At 30.4% G+C, this 25,616-nt stretch carries 27 protein-coding genes; 24 read left to right on the top strand and 3 right to left on the bottom strand.

Annotated features, from left to right (window positions below; translation table 11 throughout):
* The first annotated feature begins 21 nt into the window (after positions 1–21).
* The 6 genes from pcrA to AC5EAH_RS02740 all read left to right on the top strand — a co-directional run bounded on the left by pcrA (position 22) and on the right by AC5EAH_RS02740 (position 5,743).
* The gene (gene pcrA, locus AC5EAH_RS02765) at positions 22–2,187 is read left to right on the top strand and encodes a DNA helicase PcrA (RefSeq protein WP_493493229.1); all 2,166 of its coding nucleotides are present in this window, start codon (positions 22–24) and stop codon (positions 2,185–2,187) included.
* Between the two features lie 14 nt (positions 2,188–2,201).
* Positions 2,202–4,217, top strand: coding sequence for an NAD-dependent DNA ligase LigA (gene ligA, locus AC5EAH_RS02760; RefSeq protein ID WP_493493224.1), 2,016 nt, complete (start codon positions 2,202–2,204; stop codon positions 4,215–4,217).
* Positions 4,201–4,362, top strand: coding sequence for a hypothetical protein (locus AC5EAH_RS02755; protein ID WP_493493223.1), 162 nt, complete (start codon positions 4,201–4,203; stop codon positions 4,360–4,362). The genes ligA and AC5EAH_RS02755 overlap by 17 nt, the downstream gene beginning before the upstream one ends.
* An 89-nt stretch (positions 4,363–4,451) precedes the next feature.
* Complete coding sequence (locus tag AC5EAH_RS02750) at positions 4,452–4,835, top strand: hypothetical protein (RefSeq protein WP_493493222.1); 384 nt, start codon at positions 4,452–4,454, stop codon at positions 4,833–4,835.
* A gap of 364 nt (positions 4,836–5,199) precedes the next feature.
* Positions 5,200–5,523, top strand: coding sequence for a hypothetical protein (locus tag AC5EAH_RS02745; RefSeq protein WP_493493221.1), 324 nt, complete (start codon positions 5,200–5,202; stop codon positions 5,521–5,523).
* A complete protein-coding gene (locus AC5EAH_RS02740; protein WP_493493220.1) occupies positions 5,510–5,743 on the top strand; it encodes a hypothetical protein in 234 nt (77 codons plus the stop codon). Before AC5EAH_RS02745 ends, AC5EAH_RS02740 begins: the two co-directional genes overlap by 14 nt.
* A gap of 61 nt (positions 5,744–5,804) precedes the next feature.
* On the opposite strand, the gene AC5EAH_RS02735 is transcribed toward AC5EAH_RS02740, so the two are convergent.
* Genes AC5EAH_RS02735 through AC5EAH_RS02725 form a run of 3 tightly spaced genes read right to left on the bottom strand, consistent with a single transcriptional unit; the run spans position 5,805 to position 7,656 of the window.
* Positions 5,805–6,566: a hypothetical protein gene (locus AC5EAH_RS02735; protein ID WP_493493219.1), complete on the bottom strand. Its 762-nt coding sequence runs from the start codon at positions 6,564–6,566 to the stop codon at positions 5,805–5,807.
* Positions 6,556–7,278: an ABC transporter ATP-binding protein gene (locus tag AC5EAH_RS02730; protein WP_493493218.1), complete on the bottom strand. Its 723-nt coding sequence runs from the start codon at positions 7,276–7,278 to the stop codon at positions 6,556–6,558. The genes AC5EAH_RS02735 and AC5EAH_RS02730 overlap by 11 nt, the downstream gene beginning before the upstream one ends.
* Positions 7,279–7,284: 6 nt before the next feature.
* The gene (locus AC5EAH_RS02725) at positions 7,285–7,656 is read right to left on the bottom strand and encodes a GntR family transcriptional regulator (RefSeq protein WP_493493217.1); all 372 of its coding nucleotides are present in this window, start codon (positions 7,654–7,656) and stop codon (positions 7,285–7,287) included.
* A gap of 147 nt (positions 7,657–7,803) precedes the next feature.
* On the opposite strand from AC5EAH_RS02725, the gene AC5EAH_RS02720 reads away from it, so the two are divergent.
* The 18 genes from AC5EAH_RS02720 (at position 7,804) to rlmB (ending at position 25,484) form a co-directional block, all read left to right on the top strand.
* Positions 7,804–7,971: a hypothetical protein gene (locus AC5EAH_RS02720; RefSeq protein ID WP_493493216.1), complete on the top strand. Its 168-nt coding sequence runs from the start codon at positions 7,804–7,806 to the stop codon at positions 7,969–7,971.
* A 222-nt stretch (positions 7,972–8,193) separates the two neighbouring features.
* Entirely contained in the window at positions 8,194–9,750 is a 1,557-nt protein-coding gene (locus AC5EAH_RS02715; protein WP_493493215.1) for an MATE family efflux transporter, read from the top strand.
* An 8-nt stretch (positions 9,751–9,758) separates the two neighbouring features.
* Positions 9,759–10,724 carry a glycosyltransferase family 2 protein gene (locus AC5EAH_RS02710; protein WP_493493214.1) on the top strand — a complete coding sequence of 322 codons (966 nt, stop codon included), beginning with the start codon at positions 9,759–9,761 and terminating at the stop codon, positions 10,722–10,724.
* A 2-nt stretch (positions 10,725–10,726) separates the two neighbouring features.
* Positions 10,727–11,827 (top strand): glycosyltransferase, encoded by a 1,101-nt coding sequence (locus AC5EAH_RS02705; RefSeq protein ID WP_493493213.1) that lies wholly within the window; start codon positions 10,727–10,729, stop codon positions 11,825–11,827.
* On the top strand, positions 11,828–12,910 hold the full coding sequence (locus AC5EAH_RS02700; RefSeq protein ID WP_493493212.1) for a glycosyltransferase: 1,083 nt from the start codon (positions 11,828–11,830) through the stop codon (positions 12,908–12,910). It abuts the gene before it with no gap.
* The gene (locus AC5EAH_RS02695; RefSeq protein WP_493493211.1) at positions 12,907–13,905 is read left to right on the top strand and encodes a glycosyltransferase family 2 protein; all 999 of its coding nucleotides are present in this window, start codon (positions 12,907–12,909) and stop codon (positions 13,903–13,905) included. The genes AC5EAH_RS02700 and AC5EAH_RS02695 overlap by 4 nt, the downstream gene beginning before the upstream one ends.
* Positions 13,895–14,593 carry a glycosyltransferase family 32 protein gene (locus tag AC5EAH_RS02690; RefSeq protein ID WP_493493210.1) on the top strand — a complete coding sequence of 233 codons (699 nt, stop codon included), beginning with the start codon at positions 13,895–13,897 and terminating at the stop codon, positions 14,591–14,593. Before AC5EAH_RS02695 ends, AC5EAH_RS02690 begins: the two co-directional genes overlap by 11 nt.
* Positions 14,594–14,600: 7 nt before the next feature.
* Complete coding sequence (locus AC5EAH_RS02685; RefSeq protein WP_493493209.1) at positions 14,601–15,587, top strand: glycosyltransferase family 2 protein; 987 nt, start codon at positions 14,601–14,603, stop codon at positions 15,585–15,587.
* Between the two features lie 38 nt (positions 15,588–15,625).
* Positions 15,626–16,471, top strand: a complete 846-nt coding sequence (locus AC5EAH_RS02680) for a DegV family protein (protein ID WP_493493208.1) — start codon at positions 15,626–15,628, stop codon at positions 16,469–16,471.
* 118 nt (positions 16,472–16,589) lie between these two features.
* Positions 16,590–17,720 carry a peptidoglycan bridge formation glycyltransferase FemA/FemB family protein gene (locus AC5EAH_RS02675; protein WP_493493207.1) on the top strand — a complete coding sequence of 377 codons (1,131 nt, stop codon included), beginning with the start codon at positions 16,590–16,592 and terminating at the stop codon, positions 17,718–17,720.
* A gap of 142 nt (positions 17,721–17,862) precedes the next feature.
* Complete coding sequence (nrdF, locus tag AC5EAH_RS02670) at positions 17,863–18,831, top strand: class 1b ribonucleoside-diphosphate reductase subunit beta (protein WP_493493206.1); 969 nt, start codon at positions 17,863–17,865, stop codon at positions 18,829–18,831.
* A 141-nt stretch (positions 18,832–18,972) separates the two neighbouring features.
* The gene (fni, locus tag AC5EAH_RS02665; RefSeq protein WP_493493205.1) at positions 18,973–19,998 is read left to right on the top strand and encodes a type 2 isopentenyl-diphosphate Delta-isomerase; all 1,026 of its coding nucleotides are present in this window, start codon (positions 18,973–18,975) and stop codon (positions 19,996–19,998) included.
* The gene (ispF, locus tag AC5EAH_RS02660) at positions 19,991–20,467 is read left to right on the top strand and encodes a 2-C-methyl-D-erythritol 2,4-cyclodiphosphate synthase (protein ID WP_493493204.1); all 477 of its coding nucleotides are present in this window, start codon (positions 19,991–19,993) and stop codon (positions 20,465–20,467) included. Before fni ends, ispF begins: the two co-directional genes overlap by 8 nt.
* Positions 20,468–20,538: 71 nt before the next feature.
* On the top strand, positions 20,539–22,011 hold the full coding sequence (gltX, locus tag AC5EAH_RS02655) for a glutamate--tRNA ligase (protein ID WP_493493203.1): 1,473 nt from the start codon (positions 20,539–20,541) through the stop codon (positions 22,009–22,011).
* A gap of 250 nt (positions 22,012–22,261) precedes the next feature.
* Complete coding sequence (gene cysE, locus AC5EAH_RS02650) at positions 22,262–22,900, top strand: serine O-acetyltransferase (RefSeq protein WP_493493202.1); 639 nt, start codon at positions 22,262–22,264, stop codon at positions 22,898–22,900.
* Entirely contained in the window at positions 22,884–24,278 is a 1,395-nt protein-coding gene (gene cysS, locus AC5EAH_RS02645; RefSeq protein ID WP_493493201.1) for a cysteine--tRNA ligase, read from the top strand. Before cysE ends, cysS begins: the two co-directional genes overlap by 17 nt.
* A gap of 1 nt (position 24,279) precedes the next feature.
* Positions 24,280–24,681 (top strand): Mini-ribonuclease 3, encoded by a 402-nt coding sequence (locus AC5EAH_RS02640; protein WP_493493200.1) that lies wholly within the window; start codon positions 24,280–24,282, stop codon positions 24,679–24,681.
* Positions 24,681–25,484: a 23S rRNA (guanosine(2251)-2'-O)-methyltransferase RlmB gene (gene rlmB, locus AC5EAH_RS02635; RefSeq protein ID WP_493493199.1), complete on the top strand. Its 804-nt coding sequence runs from the start codon at positions 24,681–24,683 to the stop codon at positions 25,482–25,484. Before AC5EAH_RS02640 ends, rlmB begins: the two co-directional genes overlap by 1 nt.
* The last annotated feature ends 132 nt before the right edge of the window (positions 25,485–25,616 follow it).

The raw sequence follows: 25,616 nt of genomic DNA, 5'->3' as shown, positions 1-25,616 counted from the left end.
GAAGTAGCGATATAGACAATGGTGAATAAATTATTACAAAATATGAATGAACAACAAGTGCAAGCAGTGATGCATACAGAAGGGCCTTTACTTGTTTTAGCTGGTGCAGGTTCAGGAAAAACGCGTGTCTTAACACATAGAATTGCTTATTTATTAGATGAAAAACAAGTAGAACCTTATCATATTTTGGCAATTACCTTTACAAATAAAGCAGCCCGCGAGATGAAAGAAAGAACTTTACAATTATTAGGTGATTTAGCAGAAAATGTCTGGATTTCTACATTCCACTCTATGTGTGTACGTATATTAAGACGTGATAGTGATCGTATTGGCATTAATCGTAATTTCACGATTTTAGACCCTTCAGATCAACGTACAGTGATTAAGGATATTTTAAAAGAGTTAAATATAGATAGTAAACAATATGAGCCAAAGATGTTTATTTCAGTTATTTCTAATTATAAAAATGAATTGATTTCAGCAGATGACGTTAAAGTGACACCATACCCATCTTCACAAATTATTAAATCCGTTTATCAAGCTTATGAAAAAAAATTATTACGTAATCATGCCATGGATTTTGATGATTTAATTATGACAACAATTCGTTTATTTGAACGTGTACCGGAAGTTTTACAATATTATCAATATAAATTTCAATATATTCACGTGGATGAATACCAAGATACTAATAAAGCACAGTATCAATTAGTCAATATGCTGGCAAAACAATTTAATAATATTTGTGTTGTTGGTGATATCGATCAGTCTATTTATGGTTGGCGTGGTGCAGATATTCAAAATATATTGAATTTTGAACGTGATTATCCTAAAGGACAAACAATTTTATTAGAAAGAAATTATCGTTCAACAAAAAACATTTTAGCAGCAGCTAATGATATTATTCGCCATAACAAAGATCGTAAGCCTAAAAAATTATGGACAGATAATCCTGAGGGAGAAAAAATTCAAGTTTATACGGCTTATGATGAAAAAGATGAAGCTAATTATATTGCGGGTAAAATCAAATCAGCAATAGATCAAGGTTTTAAATTGAATGAAATGGCGATATTATATCGAACAAATGCACAATCACGTGTACTAGAAGAAAGTTTAATGCGTCATAATATTGCCTATCGTATGATAGGTGGTACAAAATTCTTTAGTCGTAAAGAAATTAGAGATATTGTGAGTTATTTAAACTTAGTCATTAATCCATCAGATGACATTAGTTTGACACGTATTATTAATGTGCCGAAGCGTGGTGTAGGCCCTGGTTCATTACAAAAAATGATGGATTATGCTAGTCAACATCAATTAACTTTATTTGAAACATTATTACAAATCGAACATGTAGGTGTATCCAAAAAAGTAGCATCTGCTATGCAAGATTTAGCGCAATTATTACAAGATTTTAATCGTATGCAAGAGTATGTTAGTGTAACTGATTTATTATCAGAAGTAATAGATAAAACAGGGTATCGTGAGATGTTAGTAGCAGAACGTACGATTGAATCGCAAAGTCGTTTAGAAAATATTGAAGAATTAATGTCCGTGACGCAAGAGTTTGATCGTACAGCAGAAGCACCTACATTAATGGAATTTCTAACAGAATTATCACTATCAACAGATTTAGATGAAACACCGCAAACAGATGATGCAGTAATTTTAATGACGATGCATGCTGCTAAAGGTTTAGAATTTAAAATAGTCTTTATTGTCGGAATGGAAGAAACCATTTTCCCAACAATTCGTGCTTTACAAGAAGAAGACGATAAAGGTTTAGAAGAAGAACGTCGTTTAGCTTATGTAGGTGTGACAAGAGCAGAACAAATTTTACATTTAACACATGCTAAAAGTCGTTTATTATATGGACGCACACATAATAATAGAATTTCACGTTTTATTAAAGAAATTTCGCCATTATTAAGAGAAGGTAATAATAGAATGCCTGATCTTAAAACACCATTCATGTATGATAAAGCTAATTATCAAGCACCAAGTGCGACGAAAAAAGAAAGAACAGCAACTGAAACATCACAATGGCAAATCAATGATATTGCAGAGCATCGTAAATGGGGACGTGGTAAAGTCATCAAAGTTGCTGGTGATAGTGTGACACTTGTTTTTGAGTCACAAGGTATTAAAGTGTTAGATATTAAATATGCCCCTATTAAAAAAGTATAATTTTGGAGGATAATATGCCAATCAAGCAACAAATACAAGATTTAACTGAAAAATTAAATCATTATGCTCACGCTTACTATGTGACAGATCAATCACTCATTCCAGATAGTGAATATGATCAATTACTACATCAATTAATTGAATTAGAAACACAGTATCCACAATATGCTTTACCGTATTCACCAACACAACGCGTAGGTGGTAAAGTTTTATCTCATTTTGAAAAAGTACAACATCAAAGACCTATGTTAAGTTTGGCTAATGCTTTTAATGAAGCGGACTTACGTGCTTTTGATCAAAGAATAAAAGGATTAACTGATGAACCCATTCATTATGTTTGTGAATTAAAAATAGATGGTTTAGCAGTTGCTTTAAGATATCAACAAGGTCAATTTATATTAGGTGCTACGCGAGGTGATGGTACAACTGGAGAAAATATTACTGATAATTTAAAAACAGTAAGAGACATACCCTTGCAATTAACTTCACCAATAGATATAGAAGTACGTGGTGAAGTTTACATGCCTAAAGCTTCTTTTGAACAATTAAATGAACAAAGATTACAAGATGAACAGAGTTTATTTGCCAATCCACGTAATGCAGCAGCAGGTTCATTACGTCAATTAGATACAACGTTAACAGCAAAACGTAAATTATCTATTTTTATTTATAATATGGCCAATCCAGAAACATTAAATTTAATAAGTCATAATGAAACTTTACAGCAATTGCAACAATTAGGTTTTGTTACGAATACTAATAGTCAATTTTGTCGTAATATTGATGAAGTTATCAATTATATTAATCAATGGCAAGCACAACGTGATGAGCTACCTTATGAAATTGACGGTATTGTGATTAAAGTAGATAATTTCCAAGCACAAGAAGAGATTGGTTATACAGTTAAAAGTCCTAAATGGGCAATTGCCTATAAATTTCCAGCACAAGAAGTAACAACTAAATTATTAGATATTGAGTTAAGCGTTGGACGTACGGGTGTAGTGACACCAACAGCGATTTTAGAACCAGTAGTCGTTGCAGGTTCAACTGTATCACGTGCTTCATTACATAATGAAGATATTATCCGTGCCTTAGATATTCATTTAGGTGACACAGTTATCATTAAAAAAGCAGGTGATGTCATACCGAAAGTCGTGTCAGTTGTTACTGAACGGCGTACAGGTGATGAACAAGTATTTCATATGCCACATCAATGTCCATCATGTCAACAATCATTAATTAAATTAGAAGATGAAGTCGCTTTGCGTTGTATTAATCCACAATGTCCTGCTCAAGTAGCCGCAGGTGTGATTCACTTTGTATCGCGTAATGCGATGAATATCGACAGTCTTGGTGAAAAAGTTATTTATCAACTTTTTGATAATAACTTAATTCAAGGCATTGCTGATTTATATACTTTAAAATATGATGATCTTATCCAATTAGAACGTATGGGTGATAAATCAGCCACTAAATTATTAGCAGCAATTGAACAATCTAAAGCTAATTCATTAGAACGATTATTATTTGGTATCGGTATCCGTCATATTGGTGAAAAAGCATGTAAAGTACTTGCACAACATTATTTGACATTAGACAATTTAGCAAAAGCAAGTGTTGATGAATTGGTTACAATTGATGACATTGGTTTAATTATGGCAGAATCATTAGTCTCTTATTTTGAAAATGATAATGTTAAAAACTTTATTGATAATTTAAGACAATTAGGTTTAAATTTTAATTATTTAGGTAAAATCAATCATAATAGTGATAGTGAATTATCAGGTAAAACAATTGTTTTAACTGGTAAATTAACACAATTAGGACGCAATGAAGCTAAAGTAATATTAGAAGATTTAGGTGCTAAAGTGAGCGGTAGTGTTTCTAAAAAAACTGATATCGTGATTGCAGGTGAAGCGGCGGGTTCTAAATTAACGAAAGCACAAGCGTTAAATATTACTGTATGGACAGAACAACAATTTGTAGATTATTTAAAGCAGGAGGACATTAATTTTGAGCACATTACATAGAGGAATCGTCATAGCCATTGCCATCATAACCTATTTTGTTTGTTATTATTATTTTGACTTAGATTGGTTAATTTCAGTACTGATAGAAATCGTCGTTGTATTTATTTTATCAATCTTATTATCATGGTGGTCAAATAGAAAATAATATGAGTAAAAGTCAAAGATTATCTTTAGCTTTTGATATATTCAATCATTATTGACTAAAAAACATATTCATCATTAGGAGGTAGGTTAATGAAAAAATTGTTGATGACAGTATGTCCATTAATGTTAGGTTTATTAGTCGCGTGGTTTATTGATTTTCCTCTCGGCAATGTCAATTTACAGAAATCACCTTATTTATTATTTGTTTCAAATTTAATTATGTGTTTAATCATTCTTTATGCGCATCAACGCATTGCAGATATTGTTTATGTTTTTAATTTGTTTTTCTTAGGAATAGTCATCTATATTATGTTATTTGTTGTTCATCATCAAGGTTATTATCATGCGCCGATAGAATTAGCGACCTTGATATACACTTATGTTTATGCAAGAGATAAACATAAATTAGTACAAGCAAGTGTGATTGCATTAGTAATTATTATGGCATTAGTTATTGAAAAATTCATTTTATAGTTATGAGTTAAAGAATAGATAATATGATTAAATTGTTTTATACAATCTGCCGATAATGTTAAATGAAATAAATCAAAGTCATCATCTATAAAGCTCATCTTATTTGAATTTAATTCTAATATTTGACGAGATTGACAGAGTAGAAATACGCTTTCAACTCGTTTTTTATTTTCTTCATACATTTGGTTAAAAGTACTTATTTTAGTATAAAAATAATAAATATAGTAATTTGACACCTTGTGATATTTGTGTTAATATTTTAACTATGGAAAGAAGAAAACATATCAATCAATGAGAGATGTCTGTTGCTTCTAAAACTTTAATTAATAAATTAGCTAAAAATTTTATTAGATGTGGTGGCATAATGATTAACAATCCTGAAGGTTGGGATTATTTGGATAAAAGAGAAGCCGAGGCGATCACATTAAATGAACATACGATTATTATTAGACAAAAAATTTCTATTTCTGCCTTGATAGAGGAATTAGAACATGCTGAGCAATATAGAAAAGGAGCAATTGATGGTACACAAGTATCGCTTATTAAATGTGAAATAGCAGCAAAGAAAAAATCCATTGCTAGAGCAAAAAAATATAAATTACCTCATGCAGAAATCATTGCAGTAAAACAAGAAATCAGTAAATTTGAAGAAAAATTAAGGAGGATAAATCGTCATGAAAATAGTTAAATCTTATAAAATAGCTAATAGAGTCGTTTTGTTATTAGATCAAGCTTTACCTGATGAATTTAGAAATCATTCATCTATTAAGATAGATGATGATATTTTTCCAGATGCAATTATTCCTATGACATCTAGTTCAATTTTAAATCGAAGAGATGTCTCTGTTGAATTTATAAAAGACATGGTATTTGAAGGTAAATCAGTTACATTATTATCTAAAATATAAAAATTGTTTTTGAATAGTTAACTCCCAAATTTTGCATTACAAAATTTGGGAGTATTGTTATTTATTGTATGTTTAAACGTTTCGAAATAATATAATAAGTGGCAATGTAATAAATAATAGCGAATATTGTATATTGAGAAATTGACCACCATACATTTTGTATTTCAAAACCATGGTTAATCGTTTCAGGTGTAATACTATAAGAAGCACTCATATTTAAAAGAGCATCAAGAATAGATTGCGCCATTGAAACGATAAAAATAGAAATAAAAATCATTAAAACACGATGATTAGTAAATAATTGCCCGATAGCAATGCACATATAGTAACATAATATGCCATTGATTATTGCTATAAAAAATAATAATATAGCTGGCATAAAATCCATAATTGTTAATTGTTCATATATCGTACTCAATGAAATTTCTAAATCAGTCATTTGAGGATAAAGAATGATAAAGATATCTAAAAATAAAACTATAAGTGTTGCTAATGTTAAAATAATGGCTGATGCGACTTTACTTAAAATTAATGAATGTAAAGAAACAGGTAGCGTTAATGTTAAATAACCTTCACGACCAAACATATTTTTGTAGAAATAAACATTGATTGTAATAGTACTATAGACTAACGTAGCTACGATAATAATACCAACAGCTGTATATAATAAAACATACCATAAATTAAAATCAGTGGATTCAGTAGGTTGTAAATCAGTTAATGTCAATGATACAAATATTGAACCGATAATTGAAGCGACAAATAGTAATAAATACCAACGTCCTGTTGATTTAATATCATGTTTTAATAATTTAAAGAACATCATTAATACCTCCCTGTGCTTTGAATTTTTCTCTGAATAATTCATCCATCGATAAGTGATAAGTTTCGCGTAAAGTATCTATCGAATCATGTAAAATAATTTGTCCTTTATAAATAAATAAAGCTTCATCTAAAATAGGTTCAATATCATTGATTAAATGTGTTGAAATGATGACTGATGATTCTGGTGAATAATTACCAATGATTGTTTTTAAAATATAATCACGTGCTGCTGGGTCAACCCCACCAATAGGTTCATCTAGAACGTATAACTGTGCACGACGACTCATAACTAAAATTAATTGTACTTTTTCTTTAGTACCCTTTGATAAATTTTTCATTTTTTGAGAAGCATCAATATCTAAATCATGTAATAATTGTAAAGCACGTTGTTTATCAAAGTCTTGATAAAAATTTTCAAAAAATTTGATGATTTGTGTTACTTTTAAATTATCATTAATATAAGTTGTGTCAGGTAAATATGAAACGATAGCTTTTGTTTCTGCACAAGGTGTATAACCATTAATTAAAATTTCACCATTTGTAGGTTTTAATAAACCATTAATCAATTTAATTAATGTTGTTTTACCACTACCGTTGGGGCCAAGTAAACCTAAAATTTTACCTTTAGTTAAAGTAAAGTTGATATTATCTAAAGCAGCTTTTCTGCCAAATTGTTTTGTTAAATTATGAGCAGTTAATAAATCAGTCATAAATGATTACACTCCTTTTGAATTAATATATTTATTTAATAAATGGATCATTTCTTTATTAGTAAAACCTAATGCTTTCATATCTTCATCAAAAGCAATGAGTTTTTCGTTGGCAAGTTGTTCACGTGTTTGTTGAATTAATGCTTCATCTTCAGTAACGAATCTTCCAGAGGTACGTAATGAAAAAACAAATCCTTCACGTTCTAAATCTGCTAAAGCACGTTGCATCGTATTTGGGTTAACGCCTGCTTCTTCAGAAAGCTCTCTAACAGATGATAATTTTTGCCCTAGTTGTAATTCTCCAGCAATAATTTGTTGTTTAATTTTATGCATAATTTGCGAATAAATTGGGGCTTGATTGTTAAATTGCCAAGTCATAGTTATCCTCCTTTTTTAAATTAATTAATGAACATTTTTTGTTCATTTGTATTAATTAAATAATACAAGATTACTTTTGATTTGTCAATATTTTACTTCTTATTATAAAAATATGTTATGATAAAAGAAAAAATAAAGGACAATATTATGAAGAAAAAAACGAAGTATAGATTATTTTCAATGCTATTAACAATTATCTCAATTGTGCTGGCAATCATTTTGTTAACAAGCCATAAAGAAAATCTAGCTTTCATTATTATTATACCGATTTTAGTTGCCAGTTATTATTTTAAAAAAGTACAGGATGAATTGTAACTTATCTTTTAAGTATTGATTATTAGTATTATCTTAATTGCTTATTATTGAAGCAGTCTAGCATAACAAACTTTACCTAATAGTTAAATTAATTGTATCAAAGGGATTAAATCATAGTGATTTAATCTTTTTAAGTATGGGAATCGCAAGTGGGTTGTATAGAACAATTAATCAAAGGGTGGTATAATATAGACATTATGAATAAATAATAGAGGTGATGTAATGCGATTAAAATATACATTGTATAATTATTTAGCTAATTTTTTACCGGGATTTTTATTAATGGCATTTACATTATATCGTTCGAAAGTTTTTGTTTCACAATTAGGGCTAGCGATGAGTGGTATTGAAGGTGCAATAGGTAATACTTTAAGCTATTTGCACATTTTAGAAGCTGGTATGGGCACAGCAATTTTAGTTAGTTTATATCAACCAGCGGGTGAAAATAATTGGCATAAAATTAATCAATTGGTAACAGGTGCAAGATATTATGTTAAAAAGATTGCAGTGAGAATATTACTAGTTGGTATGGTTGTGATGCTCATCATACCTTGGTTGTTAACTGATGCACCGATGACTAATAGTTATTTATATGCTTATTTCTTTATCGTATTAATGAAGTCAATTATAGGGTTTATTTTTTATATTCCGAGTGTGGTACTTGATGCGCATCAAGAAGGTTATCGTTTTGTTTGGTTAAATACGTTAATTACTTTTATGATCACGATAGGTGATATTATTTTACTAAAGCTAGGTTATGGCTTAATTGTTTTGGCTTTATGGTCAATCTTAATTTATTTAGCTCAGTTTTATCTTTGTCGCCATTTAATTAGTCGATGGTATCCACAATTTCGCTGGTTAAGTCATGAAGAAATGGATTTATCACCGATTAAAAAAACTAAAGATTTAGTTGTGCATAAAATTGCTGAAATGATTTTAACTAATACAGATAGATTAGTGATTTCAACATTTGTTAATGTAACACAGGCAGGTGTATATAGTATTTATGATAATTTGTTTGCTAAAATGTGGAATTATATTCATAGTATTATTTTTTCAAGTACTTCATCACTAGGTAATTATTTTGCGGTAGAGAGTAAAGAAAATAAGTATCGTGTTTTACATGAATATATGATGATGACTTTTTATCTTGCTATTGTTGCATTTATACCAATGTTATTATATGCACAAATGATTGCAGTAACATGGTATAACAGTGATAAAACGATGTTAACTATTAGTTTGTGGGTAATTGGTGGTTTTACAGCTTTAAGATTTTATGCCACGACACGTGCAGCCGTAGGTTTATGTTTAGATTTACATGGTTATTTTAAAGAAACCAAATTTTGTGCATTAATAGAGGCAGGCGTTAATATTATAGTATCTATTATTTTAGTTATATTAATGCCAGATAATTGTAAAATATTAGGTGTTATTTTAGGTACGATGATCGCTTTTTTAGTCACTAATTTTTGGTATTATCCTTATTTATGTTATAAATTAGTATTTGATAAAAAACCGTATCGTTATTTTCTATCTTATGCGTCAACGGTAGTGTTATTCATTATATTGAGTGTTATTTATTCATTAACTTTAGTTAAATGGTTGTCAGTGATAATCGTAAGTCAATATATGATAATAAATATTTTATTGCAGTTTATGATAGTAGGTCTGATCAATGCTGTTATTGCAGGTAGTATTTTTTATCTATTTTCTTATCATTTTAGATTATTTGTACAACGTTTTATACAGTTATTTAAACGTAAATTGACTAGATAGGAGGAACCATGGTTAAAATTTCTGTTATTGTGCCAGTATATCAAGTAGAAAAATATCTTGAAAAATGTTTACAAACAATTATATCTCAAAGTTTTTCAGATTTTGAAGTAATTTGTGTGAACGACGGCAGTCAAGATGATAGTGTTAAAATTTTGAATAAATTTGCACATTATCATCACGTTAAAATTATTCATCAAGAAAATGGTGGGTTATCTAAAGCACGTAATGCGGGAATAAAGGTAGCTCAAGGTGATTATTTGACCTTTGTGGATAGTGATGATTGGTTGGCGGTAGATTATTTAGAAAAATTATATGAAGCAACGCAACAAACACACTACAAAATTATTAAATGTAATATTTGTGCAGTTTATCCACATCATCAAAGTATATTTTATCAATTACCGACGGGTGACTATGATTTGAAGCAATTGTTTCCATTTCAACCTTCGGCGTGGAGTGCTTTGTATCATCGTTCTTTATGGCAAAATCTACAATATCCTGATAATTTATTATTTGAAGATTTAGCAACATGGCCATTATTATTACAACAGAGTAGAGGCATCTATTATATTGATGAACCACTTTATTATTATAATTGCACTAATGAAACGTCAATTATGAATAATCCAAATCAAAAACATTTAGTAATGGATCAAGTATTCAACTATATTTTACAATATACTGATCGAACAGATGTTGAAATTGAAAAATTAATTAAATTTTTATATGTAAGACACGTGTTAATTTATCATTTGGATGTGGTGAAATATTTCCCACAATCAATTAGAAAAAATTATTTGAACAAAATTTATCACTATACACATGATAATTTCCAAGATTATTTAACCGTAGCAAATGAACAGGCATTAGGCTTACATCGTAAAAAGGATCGTTTAGCATTACAATATTTTTTAAAAACAAAGGGTTGTAGTTACCGTTTGAAATGGTTGTATGAAAACAAAGTAGGGAGATAACAATGAAGAAAAAAGTTTTATTTTATACTTTTGGTTTACCTTATGGTGGGACAACCACAGCATTAATTGCATTAATTCAACAATTAATAGATGATTATGAGATAGATATTTTTTCTTTTCATAATGTGGACAGTGATTTAGTTCAACAATTACCAACAAGTGTTAGAATTATTCATCCAACACTTAATTTAGCTAAAACACCTAAATGGCTGCATCCTTTTCATGATTTATGGTGGTCACATATTGTATCGGTACCTAAACGTTTAAATAAAATTATTAAATTATTTACTAGAAAAGAATATGATATAGAAATTGCTTATACAGAAACTTCTGATGCGGTGTTGACATTGGCACGAAAATCATCAACAAGTAAAAAAATTTTATGGTGCCATACAGATATTTTACAAAATGAAGAGACACAGGCGATTACTGAAGTATTATCTGCCGATGTCTTACGACAATTTGATGCAAGAATTGCGATTTCTAAAACTTTAGCACAACAATTATCTAACCACTATCAATTATCATTTCAAGCCGTTTATAATATTTTTAATCAACAATTATTAAGAGACAAGGCGTCTGAAATGGTGCATTTTAATCAACATCAATTACCTAATATTTTATATATTGGTCGTTTTGCTAAAGTGAAAAGTGTAGACCGTTTGATTAAAGCGCATGCTAAAATAGTTAAACAACAACCACATCATTTACAATTAATTGGTCATGATGGTGGCGAATTATCTCGTTTAAAACATTTAGTTAATCAATTGAATGTACAGTCAACAGTGCATTTTTTAGGTGGACAAACTAATCCATACCCATATTTAATGGCAAGTGATGGTTTAATTTTAACTTCTCTAACAGAAGGTTTACCGACAGTGTTAATAGAAGCTATGTTATTAGATCAATTAGCAGTTAGTGTTGATGTTGGTGCAGCTAAAGAAATTTTACCAGCACAACAAATTTTTAATAATGATGATGAAGGTATCGAAAAAGCATTATTATATTTACTTAATCGACCAATTATCTCTTATGATGTTGAGCAACAACAACGATTTTTAACGACAAAGCAAGTTAAACAAATATTTGAGGAGGAAGTCTAAATGGTCAAAGTTTCTATCATTGTACCAATTTATAATGTAGAACATTATCTATCTAAGTGTTTAGATAGTTTAGTACAACAAACTTTACAAGATATTGAAATTATTTGCATTAATGACGGTTCTCCAGATAATAGTCAACAAATTATTGAAAACTATCGTCAACAATATCCTCAATTAATAAAAAGTTATTATCAGACTAATCAAGGTTTATCAGCTGCTAGAAATTATGGTATGACGCTAGCACAAGGTGAATTTATTGCTTTTGTAGATAGTGATGATTGGGTATCAGTAGATTTATATGAGAAAATGTATCATTGTGCCAAAAAATATCAGGCACAAATTGTACATGCCCCAATTATTGATATTTATGAAGCCAATGGTCAACAATATCAAGGTGGATTTAAAGTGGTTGATCAGCCGACTAATTTCCAACAAACACCACAAATTTTATTTGATATTGCTCCAGTTGCGTGGGATAAAATTTATGCGAGAGAATTAATTATACAGTCAAATATACGTTTTCCTGTCGGTTTAAAATATGAAGATGTTGGTACTGTACCTATTTGGGTAATGCAAGCAACAACAATCGCTAGCATTCAAGATAGTTATTATTATTATTTACAACGCACAACATCAATTACTAAAAACCATGATTTATCTATTTTAGACAAGATACAATCAATTCATCAAGTAATGACATATAGTCAGCAACATCATTTACTTGTTCAATATAAAGAAGAATTTACTTGTTTTTTAGTTCATCATTTATTATTAGGTATGATTGATTTGGTACATGGTTTACCGCAACATCAACGTCATCAAGCGATAAAAGCATTATTTGATTATGTATTAATGTACAATCGTCAATGGTTAAATAATCGTTATTTACGCCAAGAAATTACTATGAAGTGTCAACAACAAGGGTTAGTGGCAGCTTTACGTTATCAATTGTTTTTATATCGTACATATTATCAAAAAGGTATGAATTGGCTAGCAACTTGGCGACGTCAAGATAAGCAACAACAATATAATCAAATAGAAGTACAACAGCAACGTCAACAACAAGAGGGCAAACAATTATGATGAAATTATCGTTTATTATTCCTGTTTATCAAACGGCACATTTACTAGCAAGATGTTTAGAGAGTGTGTTGGCACAACAATTAGATAATATTGAAATTATTGTTATTAATGATGGGAGTTCAGATGATGTGGATAGCATTATACAGCAATATCAATTGCCATATCTTCGCTATATTAAGCAAGACAATCAAGGTATATCCGCTGTACGTAATCGTGGCTTACAATTAGCAAAAGGAAAATATATAATGTTTATTGATAGTGACGATTATTTAGTTGCAACACATCTTAAACAATTATTAGCACAAGCAGAAAAAAATAATTTACAATTATTACGTGGTAATTTTACTAATATTTATTTAAACGGTAGTCATCACCATAATCCTTATTTTATTACTACTTTTGATGCTGTAGTAACAGGACAATCATATTATGTTAGTGAAGTGTTAGCGAATAAAGAAAATATGAAAAATATGCCATGGATGTGGTTATTTGAACGACAATTTTTAATCGATCATCATATTCAATTTGACACACAAACAACTTTACTTGAAGATGTTTTATTTATTGCAATATGTTGTCAATATGCTCAGCGTGTCAGTGCAGTGAATCTTCCAATTTATTATTATGTACAATATCCACAATCAGCAACGAATAGTATGAAATTAAATGAAGCTAGCCAACAAATGTTATATGTCAGTGAATGTTTATTGAAACAAGCTAGACAAGTTGAAGGTGATTTTAAAAAAGCATTACAATTATATGCAGGTTATGTATCGATATTTGCTTTGAAAATTTATCGTCATCAAGGTTATCAACAAACAAAAATTATTAATCAACTTAAAGCGCAATCGTATTTATTTGAAGCAGACAGTCAAGCAAGACAAACTTTATTTAAATTATCACCTTATCTATTTAGTCAATATTTATGGGGAGTAGAGTATCAACAACGTTTAACTAAAAAAATTAGACAGTGGGTGACAAAAGATGACGCCTAATATTTATTATTGTTGGTTTGGACAGCAAGACAAACCACAACATTTTCAACAATGTTTATTAACTTGGCAACAACATATGCCAGAAGCAAAAATTATAGAAATTAATGAAACGAATTTTGATATTAATTATTGTCAATATACGCAACAAGCTTATCAACAAGGTAAATATGCTTTTGTGAGTGATGTGGCCAGATTAGTATTTTTATATCAGCAAGGCGGGATTTATTTAGATACAGATGTGCTAATGACAAAAAGTTTAACGACTTTATTAGCAAATCAACAATTACAATTGTCTTTAGAATGGTATGACGATGAATTAACAGGTGTGAATACAGGTACAATTATAAGTTCAGCTAAAGATCGCATTATTAAAAAAATATTAGATAGTTATCTACATGATGAATTTAAAGATGAGGGTTTATACACACAGACAATTAATCAAAGATTTAATCACTATTTATTACAAGATGCCATAGAAGATAAATTATATGCATCACCTCAAGTCATCATTTATCCTTCTAGTTATTTTTGTCGACATATTAATGAGCATAACTATACTATTCATGATTATCAAACAACATGGCGCCAACAAAGAAGCGGTTGGTTACTATATAGACATCGACTAGGTAAAATGATAAAAAAAATAGTAGGGCCACAATTATTTCATCGCATATGGCGTAGAAAGTAGGTGATTTATGAAACTGTCAATTATCGTACCAGTGTATAATATGTCTGATTATGTGGTACAATGTTTAGTAAGTCTAGTTAATCAAACTTTAGACGATCATATTTATGAGATTATTGTAATAGATGACGGTAGTACAGATGATAGTTTAGATAAAATTAATCAGTTCAACCATTATCCACAAATTAAAATTATTCAACAACCTAATGGTGGTTTAGCTAATGCACGTAATACTGGCATTAAACACGCACAAGGTGAGTGGCTTACATTTATGGATAGTGATGATTATGTTAGTGATGATTTTTATCAACAATTATTAAAGTTAGATGATGGTCGTGTAGATTTAATTTGTGCCAATATTACGTACGTATATCCAGATGGCACACAAAAAATAGTGAATAATCATCAATTGATACAAGATAATCAAGTACGTGCAATTGAAGCCATTGATTTAATTGCGACATTTCCTATGGCGCAAAATAAATTGTATCGTAGAACATTATTAATACAACATCAGGTGAACTTTATAGAAGATTTAAATTACGAAGATGTAGATTTTTATTTCTGTTTATTTCCTTATCTTAAAACAGCCATATTTAGTCAAGTGACTGGTTTTTATTATCGTCAACGTGCTGGTTCAATTATGTCAACAGTAACAGATAAAGTCATGGATATTGAAAAAATCATGGCACATATTTATCAATATTACCAAGAAAATAATTTATTATCACTATATCATACACAATTAGAATATGCTTTTGCTAGACATTTATTAGGTGCATCAGTTAATCGCTTATTACAACATTCACAATGGTCATGGATTAAACCACATATTCAATCGCATTTCAAAATGCATTATCATTATTTTCCTAATTGGAAAAAGAACCCTTACTTAAAAAACAAAAAATTGTACAGAACAACTATTCAGTACTATTATTTCGAACTTGTAAATAAATACAATTTCATGATATTATGCTATATATTGTATTTAAAATAGATGGCAGAAATGTTAACATGTAGAATGGAGAAATATATATGAAATTAGCAGTAATTACGGATTCAACAGCAGACTTATCTCAAGAACAAATAGAACAGTACAACATTCATATTGTGCATTTGAGTGTCATCTTTGATCAATCAGAAAGTTATTCTACAGATAAACTAGGTTACTATCAAAAATTAGAAACAACAACAGATTTACCAACAACGTCACAACCAGCTATAGGTGAATTTGTTGCTTTATATGAACAATTACGTGAGCAAGGTTATGAAGGTGCTATGGTGCCTTTATTATCATCGGGATTTAGCGGAACGTATCAAACTGCAAAAATTGCGGCTGACATGGTAGATAATTTTGAAGTTTTTGTCTATGATTCAGAGATTGCCTGTACACCATTAGGCTGGTATGCTATTAAATGTTCACAGTTAATTGAACAAGGTTTAACTGAACCCTCAGTTATTATCGAAGCATTAGATGTATTAAAAAATAATACACAAGCATATTTTATGGTAGATAATTTATCTCATTTACAAAGAAGCGGTAGAATCAAAAAAGCGGAAGCTTTTTTAGGCAGTATGTTAAAAGTTAAACCTATTTTACATATTGATCAAACTGTTATTGTACCTTATGAGAAAATTCGTACTAAGAAAAAAGCTGTCCAAAGATTAATTTATTTAATGGATAAAGCTAATGAACAAAAAAAAGTACATAGAGCAGTAGTTATTCATGTAAATGATGAAGAAACAGCACAAGAAGTATATATGCAATTACAAGAAGAATTTCCAAATATTCCTTGTGAAATCGCATTATCTGAACCAGTTATTGCGACACATTTAGGTCCAGGTGCAATCGCCTTAGGATGGATACAAGAAGAAGTTTAAAAAGAAGACAGAAGATATACAATAATTAGATATCTTCTGTCTATTTATTGTGTAATTTAATATGAAAATCACTTTTAAAATGTTATAATGGAATTATAATATTTTTGGGAGATAAATTATGATTAAAACTATTTCATCTACACAATATAATGATTTTATTAAGGATAAAATATTAGATTTTTATACACAAAGTCCTAAAGTGAAAGAAATTGCAACTGTACCTATTGAATTCTTAGGTTATTTTTCTTCAAATCAATTAAGAATTGTAAGTAATTACTACACTTTAAAATATAAAAAAATATTTAAAGTGGCTTATTTTGTTCAAAGTGAAGTATTTAGTGACGATATCTCTCAACAAGAACTCATTGCATATTATCAAGATTTGAAAAAATATTTTAAGTCTAAAGGTTATGCTTATATTAATATTTATCCTACATTACGATGTGGACACTATGATATCGAAGGGCAGTTACAACAACAATATGAACTAAGCCAAGAAATGAGCGATCAAGTGAAGATGATTTATCCTCAAAGACAACATTTTTCTGTGCCAAACATTATGGCAATTAAACCTTTATTAAATTTAGAGTTGGATACATTGACACAAGGGATGTCAAATAATGTTAAACGTTTATTGAAAACAGCTAATAAAGAAGGTTTGAAAATTAAACGTATATCAGTAGAAGAATTGTCTAACATTTATGACGTTTTTGAAGCTTCTGCAGAACGTAAAAATTTTGATATTTTTTGTTTAGAAAAAATGAAAAGAATCTTATCTGTGATGCCAGATGAAATGTATGTTGATGCTGTTTATATTGAACGACAAACTAAACTTTTACAGTTGCAAAATCAATTGCAACAAGCAACGGATAAGAATAAACAGCAATTATTTCAACAACAAATTGATTTTTTACAGAGAGCAACAGACGAACATATTATTTTAGGTGCAGGTTTGTTTTATCACAATCAACAACAAATTTTTTATCAAATGGGTGGTAGTCATCAATTATTTAATCGTTGGGGAACAATGATTTATTTAATGCAACATCAAATTATAACAGCTTATCGTCAAGGATTGCAGTATTATAATTTTGGTGGTATTTTCTGTCATGAAATTGATTCTCAAGCATTTGAATGTGATTCATTGTATCAGTTTAAACGTAAATTTAATAATGATTTATTAGTTTACGGTAAAGAATTTATTATTCCGATTAAAAGATGGATGACTAGATTAATTAATTTAAATTAATTTTGATATGAATATTTTAATGATAGTGCATTGTAATTGTAGCGCAAATAAGTATCTAAGTTGACAAAATTTATTTAATAGTCTTACTTGTCATGACTTAACTCTAATGATAAAATAGCATTTAAATAGAGAGGGGATTATCATGAAAGCTGTTAATTGGAATACACAAGATGATTTGACGTTCATGTATTGGAAACAAAATATCTCCCAATTTTGGGTCGATACTGAGTTTAAAGTATCAAAAGATATTACGACATGGAATGCTTTATCAGAGGATGAACAAGATACTTATAAAAAAGTTTTAGCTGGACTAACAGGATTAGATACGCAACAAGCGGATGATGGAATGCCATTAATTGCTATGCACACAGAAGATTTAAGAAAACGTGCAGTTTATACTTTTATGGCAATGATGGAACAAATTCATGCCAAATCATATTCAACAATTTTTACATCATTATTACCTTCAAAAGAAACAGACTATTTATTAGATGAATGGGTGCCAAATAATACTTACTTAACTTACAAAGCAAATCGTATTGTTAATTACTACCATAAATTGTTTAAACCAACAACAAAATTATATGACCAATATATGGCACGTGTCGCTTCAGTATTTTTAGAAAGTTTTCTATTTTATTCAGGTTTCTTTTATCCATTGTATTTAGCTGGTCAAGGTAAATTAACTACATCAGGTGAAATTATTCGTAAAATTTTATTAGACGAAACTATTCACGGTTCGTTTACTGGTTTTGATGCGCAAGAATTATTTTTAAAATTAGATAGTGAAGAACAAGCACGTGCAAATCAAGAAATGTATGAATTATTAGATGCTTTATTTGAAAATGAAGTGGCTTATACAACTGATTTATACGATAAAATTAATTTAACTGAAGAAGTGATTGATTATATTAAATATAATGGTAACCGTGCTTTGGCTAATTTAGGTTTTGAACCTTATTTTGAACATAATGATATTAATCCGATTATTGAAAATGCGATGGATGTTACAACGAAAAATCATGACTTTTTCTCAGTTAAAGGTGATGGTTATGTTGTATCGATGAATGTCGAAGCATTAACAGATGAAGACTTTATATTTGAAGATTAATAAAAAGAAGCGAGATCTCGCTTCTTTTTCGTTTGAAGTCATTTATTTAGATTAATTATAACTTAAAGTCAATGGACAGACTAGATTATCTAGTTATATTTTGTTAGTATAAAAGTATTAAAGATGTTGAAAGGAGTTTGTATGAATCGTAAAGATGAACATTTACATTATGCTTTAAAATTATATCAGTCTCATCATAATGATTTCGATGATGTGCAATTAATGCATAATTCTTTACCACAAATTGATCAACAACAAATTACTTTGACAACTGAAGGTTTAGAAACTACTTTTGCGTATCCTTTTTTCATTAATGCGATGACAGGAGGGAGTGATAAAGCGAGTCAAATTAATGAACAATTAGCTTATATTGCTAAACAATGTGGCTTAGCTATTGCTACTGGCTCTCAAAGTATTGCGTTAATAGATCATACACAACAACAAAGTTTTAAGATTTTAAGACAAACAGCGCCACAATCATTTATTATGGCAAATATAGGTGCAGGTAAATCAGTAGACGATGCACAACGTGCAATTGATATGATTGAGGCTAATGCTTTACAAATTCATATTAATGCAGCACAAGAAGTTGTGATGCCCGAAGGTGATCGAGATTATAGCCAATGGTTAACTAATATTGATAAGATTGTGCAAGCGAGTCAAGTACCTGTTATTGTAAAAGAAGTAGGTTTTGGTATGAGTCGTCAAACTGTTGAAAAATTAATGGAGATTGGTGTTCAGCATATTGACATTAGTGGGCGTGGGGGTACAAATTTTGCGCAAATTGAAGATATGCGTGCGCCACAACCACGTTTTGATTATTTATATGATTGGGGATTGTCGACTTGTCAAAGTTTGTTATTACAACAGGAACAAGTCTTACCAACTACTTTAATTGCTTCGGGAGGTATTCGTCAGCCCTTAGATATAATTAAATCATTAGTATTAGGTGCGAATATGGTAGGTGTATCAGGTCAAATTTTATATTATTTGACACAACATGGTGTCGACGAAACCATTGATTATTTGAAAAAATGGCAACAACAGTTAATTGCTATTATGGCAATGTTAGGTGTAGAGAAAGTACAACAATTACCACAAATTGAATATTTATTATTTAATCGTTTATTAGCAACACAACAACAGAGGAGAAAAAACAATGTTTAGAATAGGTCAAGGTTATGATGTACATCAATTAGTAGAAGGGCGTCCTTTGATTATTGGAGGAATAGAAATTCCACATGATAAAGGATTATTAGGCCATTCTGATGCAGACGTGTTATTACATACAATTACAGATGCTATTTTAGGTGCACTAGCATTAGGTGATATTGGTAAGTTTTTTCCAGATACAAATGCTAAATTTAAAGATGCAGATTCTAAAATATTATTACAACAAGTTTGGGAGATGGCACAACAACAAGGTTATCACCTAGGAAATATTGATGCAGTAATTATGGCGGAACGTCCAAAGTTTCGTCCATATATTGATGATATGCGTCAAGTTATTGCAGATATTTTACAGGTAGCAGTATCTCAAGTGAATGTTAAAGCAACAACTACAGAAAAATTAGGATTTACGGGACGTCAAGAAGGGATTGCTAGTCAAGCAGTCGTTCTTTTAGTAAAACAATAGCTTGAGAAAGTTAACTATTCATTTTATAATATGAAAGAGTATAGAGAAAATTAATCTTTGGAGGAAAAAACATGACATTAAATCAAAAAGTTCGTGTGCGTTATGCACCAAGTCCAACTGGACATTTGCATATCGGTAATGCGCGTACAGCATTATTTAATTATTTATTTGCACGTCACTATAAAGGGGAATTTATTTTACGTATTGAAGATACTGACGCACAAAGAAATATTGCGGAAGGTGAAAGTTCTCAAATCAAATATTTAAAATGGTTAGGTATTGATATTGATGAAGGTATTGGTGCCGAAAAAGAAGGGCAATTTGGACCTTATCGTCAATCTGAACGTCTTGATATTTATAAAGAATTATATGATAAATTATTAGCAGAAGATAAAGCTTATAAATGTTATATGACAGCTGAAGAATTAGAAGAAGAACGTGAAGCACAACGTGCACGTGGTGAAATGCCACGTTATGGTGGTCAACATGCACATTTGACAGCTGAACAACAAGCAGCTTTTGAAGCGGAAGGACGTAAGCCATCTATTCGTTTCCGTGTGCCACAAGATAAAACTTATCGTTTTGATGACATGGTCAAAGGTGAGGTTGCCTTTGAATCTGATAATATTGGTGATTTTGTAATTGTTAAACAAGATGGTGTACCGACTTATAATTTTGCTGTAGCAGTAGATGATCATTTTATGGAAATTACACATGTTTTACGTGGGGATGACCATATTTCAAATACACCAAAACAACAAATGATTTACGAAGCGTTCGGTTGGGATACACCACGTTTTGGTCACATGACATTAATTGTTAATGAAAGTCGTAAAAAATTATCAAAACGTGATGAATCTATTATTCAATTTATTGAACAATACCAAGCATTAGGTTATTTACCAGAAGCATTATTTAATTTTATTGCTTTATTAGGATGGTCACCAGAAGGTGAAGAAGAAATATTCACTAAAGAACAATTTATTGAAATTTTTGATGAAAAACGTTTATCAAAATCACCTGCATTCTTTGATAATAAGAAATTGGCGTCAGTTAATAATGCTTACATGAAAAAAGCATCATTAGAAACAGTTGTTGCATTAGCATTGCCACACTTACAACAAGCAGGTAAAGTTGCTCAAGATGTGTCGGGTGAAGCATTAGAATGGGTAACTAAAGTCATTGGTCAATATCACCAACAAATGAGTTATGGTGCTGAAATTGTGCCATTATCAGAAATGTTCTTCAAAGATCATATTGATTATAATGAAGAATGCCAGCAAGTATTAGCAGGTGAAACAGTACCACAAGTATTACAAGCTTTCTTAGCTAAAGTGAATACATTACCTGATTTTACTGCTGATGGGTTAAAAGCAGCGATTAAAGAAGTACAACAAGAAACAGGATGTAAAGGTAAAAACTTATTTATGCCAATTCGTGTCGCGACAACTGGAGAAACACATGGACCAGAATTACCAGTTTCTTTAGAATTATTAGGTCGTGAACGTGTTGCTTTACGTTTGAATTCAGTGATAAACAAATAAAAATAATCATAAGAACAAGTAATTAAAATCATCAACAAAACAGAGAGTTTTATCTATGCTGAAAATAAAACATTGTTGACTTTAATGAATGCATCTTAATGTATGTCAAATTGAAATGAGTAGATTTGAACGGGGTAACTGTCGTTATTACAGTTAATAAGGCTATTTAGCAAATGTAAAGTGGAACCGTGTAATCAACACCTTTACCTATTGATAGGTAAGGGTGTTTTTTAGATAGGAGGTTCATTGAATGTTAAAAATGATGAGAGAAGATATACAGATGGTCAAAGAACAAGACCCAGCAGCAACATCTACATGGCTTATTCTTTGTACTTATGCGGGCTTACATGCTATCTGGTGGTATCGTATCAACCATTATTTATATAGTAAAGGCTATTGTGGTTTAGCTTTATATTTGTCATCAAGAGTAAGAAGAAAAACAGGAATTGAGATCCATCCATCTGCTAAGATAGGGCATCATTTTTTCATAGATCATGGCATGGGTGTCGTCATAGGTGAAACTGCAGTGATAGGTGATAATGTTACTTTGTATCAAGGTGTAACTTTAGGGGGTACAGGTAATGCTAAAGGTGATAGACATCCGAAAGTAGGAAATAATGTTCTTGTTGCTGCAGGTTCTAAAATTTTAGGTAATATTCGTATAGGTGATAATGTAAAAATTGGTGCTAATTCAGTTGTAGTAAAAGATGTGCCTGATAATGCTACAGTGGTAGGTATACCAGGTAAAATTATTCGTCAAAATGGTGTAAGAGTTAAAGACTTTAATCAACAAATACCTGATATATTAGAACAACAATATTTGGAACTTGAAAGAAAAATTGAGCAATTACAAAGCCAACAGGAGGTTAACGATGATAAAAATTTATAATACATTAACAAGACAAAAAGAACAATTTATACCATTAGAAGATAAAAAAGTAAAAATGTATGTTTGTGGCCCAACAGTTTATAATTATATTCATATCGGTAATGCACGTGCTTCGATTACCTTTGACACAGTGCGTCGTTATTTCATGTATCGAGGGTACGAAGTTAATTACGTGTCTAATTTTACAGATGTTGATGATAAAATTATTTTAGCTGCCCAGCAATTAGGTGAAGCTGTACCCCAATTAACAGAACGTTTTATTGCTGCTTATTATCAAGATACTGATGCATTAAATTGTCATCGTGCAACACATAATCCTAAAGTGACTGAGCATATGTCAGATATTATAGAATTTATTCAAGTATTAATTGATAAAGGATATGCTTATCGTTCACAAGGTGATGTTTATTTTAGAACACGTAAATTTGAGAATTATGGTCAACTAAGTAAACAATCAATTGATGATTTACAAGCAGGTGCACGTGTTGATTTAGGTGAACATAAAGAAGATGACTTAGATTTTGCTTTATGGAAAGCAGCGAAACCAGGAGAAATTACTTGGTCAAGTCCTTTTGGTGAGGGACGTCCGGGATGGCATATTGAATGTTCTGTTATGGCGCGTGCTTATTTAGGAGATACATTAGATATTCATGCAGGTGGTCATGATTTAACATTTCCACATCATGAAAATGAAATTGCACAGTCAGAATGTCATAATGATAAAACATTTGCTAATTATTGGATGCATAATGGTTTCTTAAATGTTGATAATGAAAAAATGAGTAAATCATTAGGTAATTTTGTGACGGTACATGACATTCTAAAAACAGTTGATCCTAATGTATTGCGTTTCTTTATGTTAAGTGTACATTATAGAAGTCCGATTAATTTTAGTGATGAATTATTAGAAGTTGCAAAAACTGGTTTAGAACGTATTCAAACAGCTTATCAAAATTTAAATTATCGTCTTGCAGATGCACAAGTAACAACATTGGAAAGTGAAATGTCTGATTGGTTGAATCAAGCACATCAACGTTTTATTACTGCGATGGATGATGATTTTAATACAGCTAATGCAATTACAGAACTGTATGATATTGCTAAAAAGGCTAATATTTATGCGACACAAGATATCATTTATCAAAGTGATATTGAAAGTTTTAATCGTTTATTTAAAGATTTCGAAGAAGTGTTAGGTGTTCAAATTATTAAAGAAAATCAATTATTAGAAGAAGACATTGAACAATTAATCGAAGAACGTCAACAAGCACGTCAACAAAAAAACTTTGGCCGTGCAGATGAAATACGTGATATATTAAAAGCACAACAAATTATTTTAGAAGATACACCACAAGGTGTACGTTGGAAGCGAGGCTAGCATGATTAAAACAGAGAGTTTAAGTGCCTTGGCATTAGCTTATTTAGGCGATAGTGTTTATGAGCAAGCAGTGCGTACACATATTGTTTGTGACAGGTTAGCTAAACCAAATGAATTACATCGATTATCAACACGTTATGTTTCAGCTAAAGCACAAGCAGCAATTTTAGCACGTTTAGTAGAACAAGATTTTTTAACAGATCAAGAACAAATGATTATGAAACGTGGTAGAAATGCTAAATCAGCAACTAAGGCCAAAAATACAGATGTTTTAACTTATCGTCATTCAACAGGATTTGAAGCGGTGATTGGTTATTTATATTTAGAAGGACAGCAACAAAGATTGTCGCAATTTATACAACAATCTATTATCATAGCAGAGCAGTTAATGAAGGAGGCATAATGAAACCCTATAGACAAAATAATAAAAAATTTAAACCGAAGAAACAAGTCGCACCTATCGTAGATGATAATCCAGAAAGTGAGATTATTACAGGTAAAAATGCGGTATTAGAAGCAATAGCAGCGAAACGTGCAATGAATAAAATTTTAATTCAAGAGACTTTAGATAAACAACGTATTAAACAAGTCATTGAACAAGCAAAAGAACAGTCGATTCCAGTGCAATTAGTACCTAAAGCAAAATTAGATCAATTAACAGATACGCCACATCAAGGTGTATTAGCTTATGTTGCTGCTTATGAGTACACAGATTTTGATGAATGGTTAGCTGAAAAGCGACAACAAGAAGGTTTCCGTACAGTACTTATTTTAGATGGCTTATCAGATCCACATAATTTGGGATCTATTTTACGAACAGCCGATGCAACGGGTGTAGATGGGATTATCATTCCTAAACGTCGTTCAGTCAGTTTAACGGCAACAGTAGCAAGAGCTTCAGTAGGTGCAATTGAATATGTACCAGTGATGCGTGTCACGAATTTAGCACAAACAATTGACAAATTAAAAGAACAAGGTTATTGGGTAGCCGGTACTGATGTGCAACAATCTCAAGATTATCGTACATTAGATGTTAAGATGAACTTAGCGATTGTAATTGGTAGTGAAGGTGAAGGCATGAGTCGCTTAACTAAAGAAAAATGTGACTTTTTAATTCACTTGCCAATGACGGGACATGTACAAAGTTTAAATGCTTCAGTCGCAGCAGCATTAATTATGTATGAAGTTTTCACAAAAAGACAATAATAATGTGTTGAGCTTATCTATATAATATAGCTAATAAACATAATATAAATATTACCATTTTAATTGTGTTTAATTTGTATTTAACGAGTTGCAGTTTTCTTGGTGCTTTTAGTTATAACTAACTGTAAAGGT

It is taken from the genome of Staphylococcus sp. B1(2026), from assembly GCF_058895785.1.
Note: the sequence above shows the minus strand (reverse complement) of the source record. Positions and strands in the feature narration are given on the sequence as shown.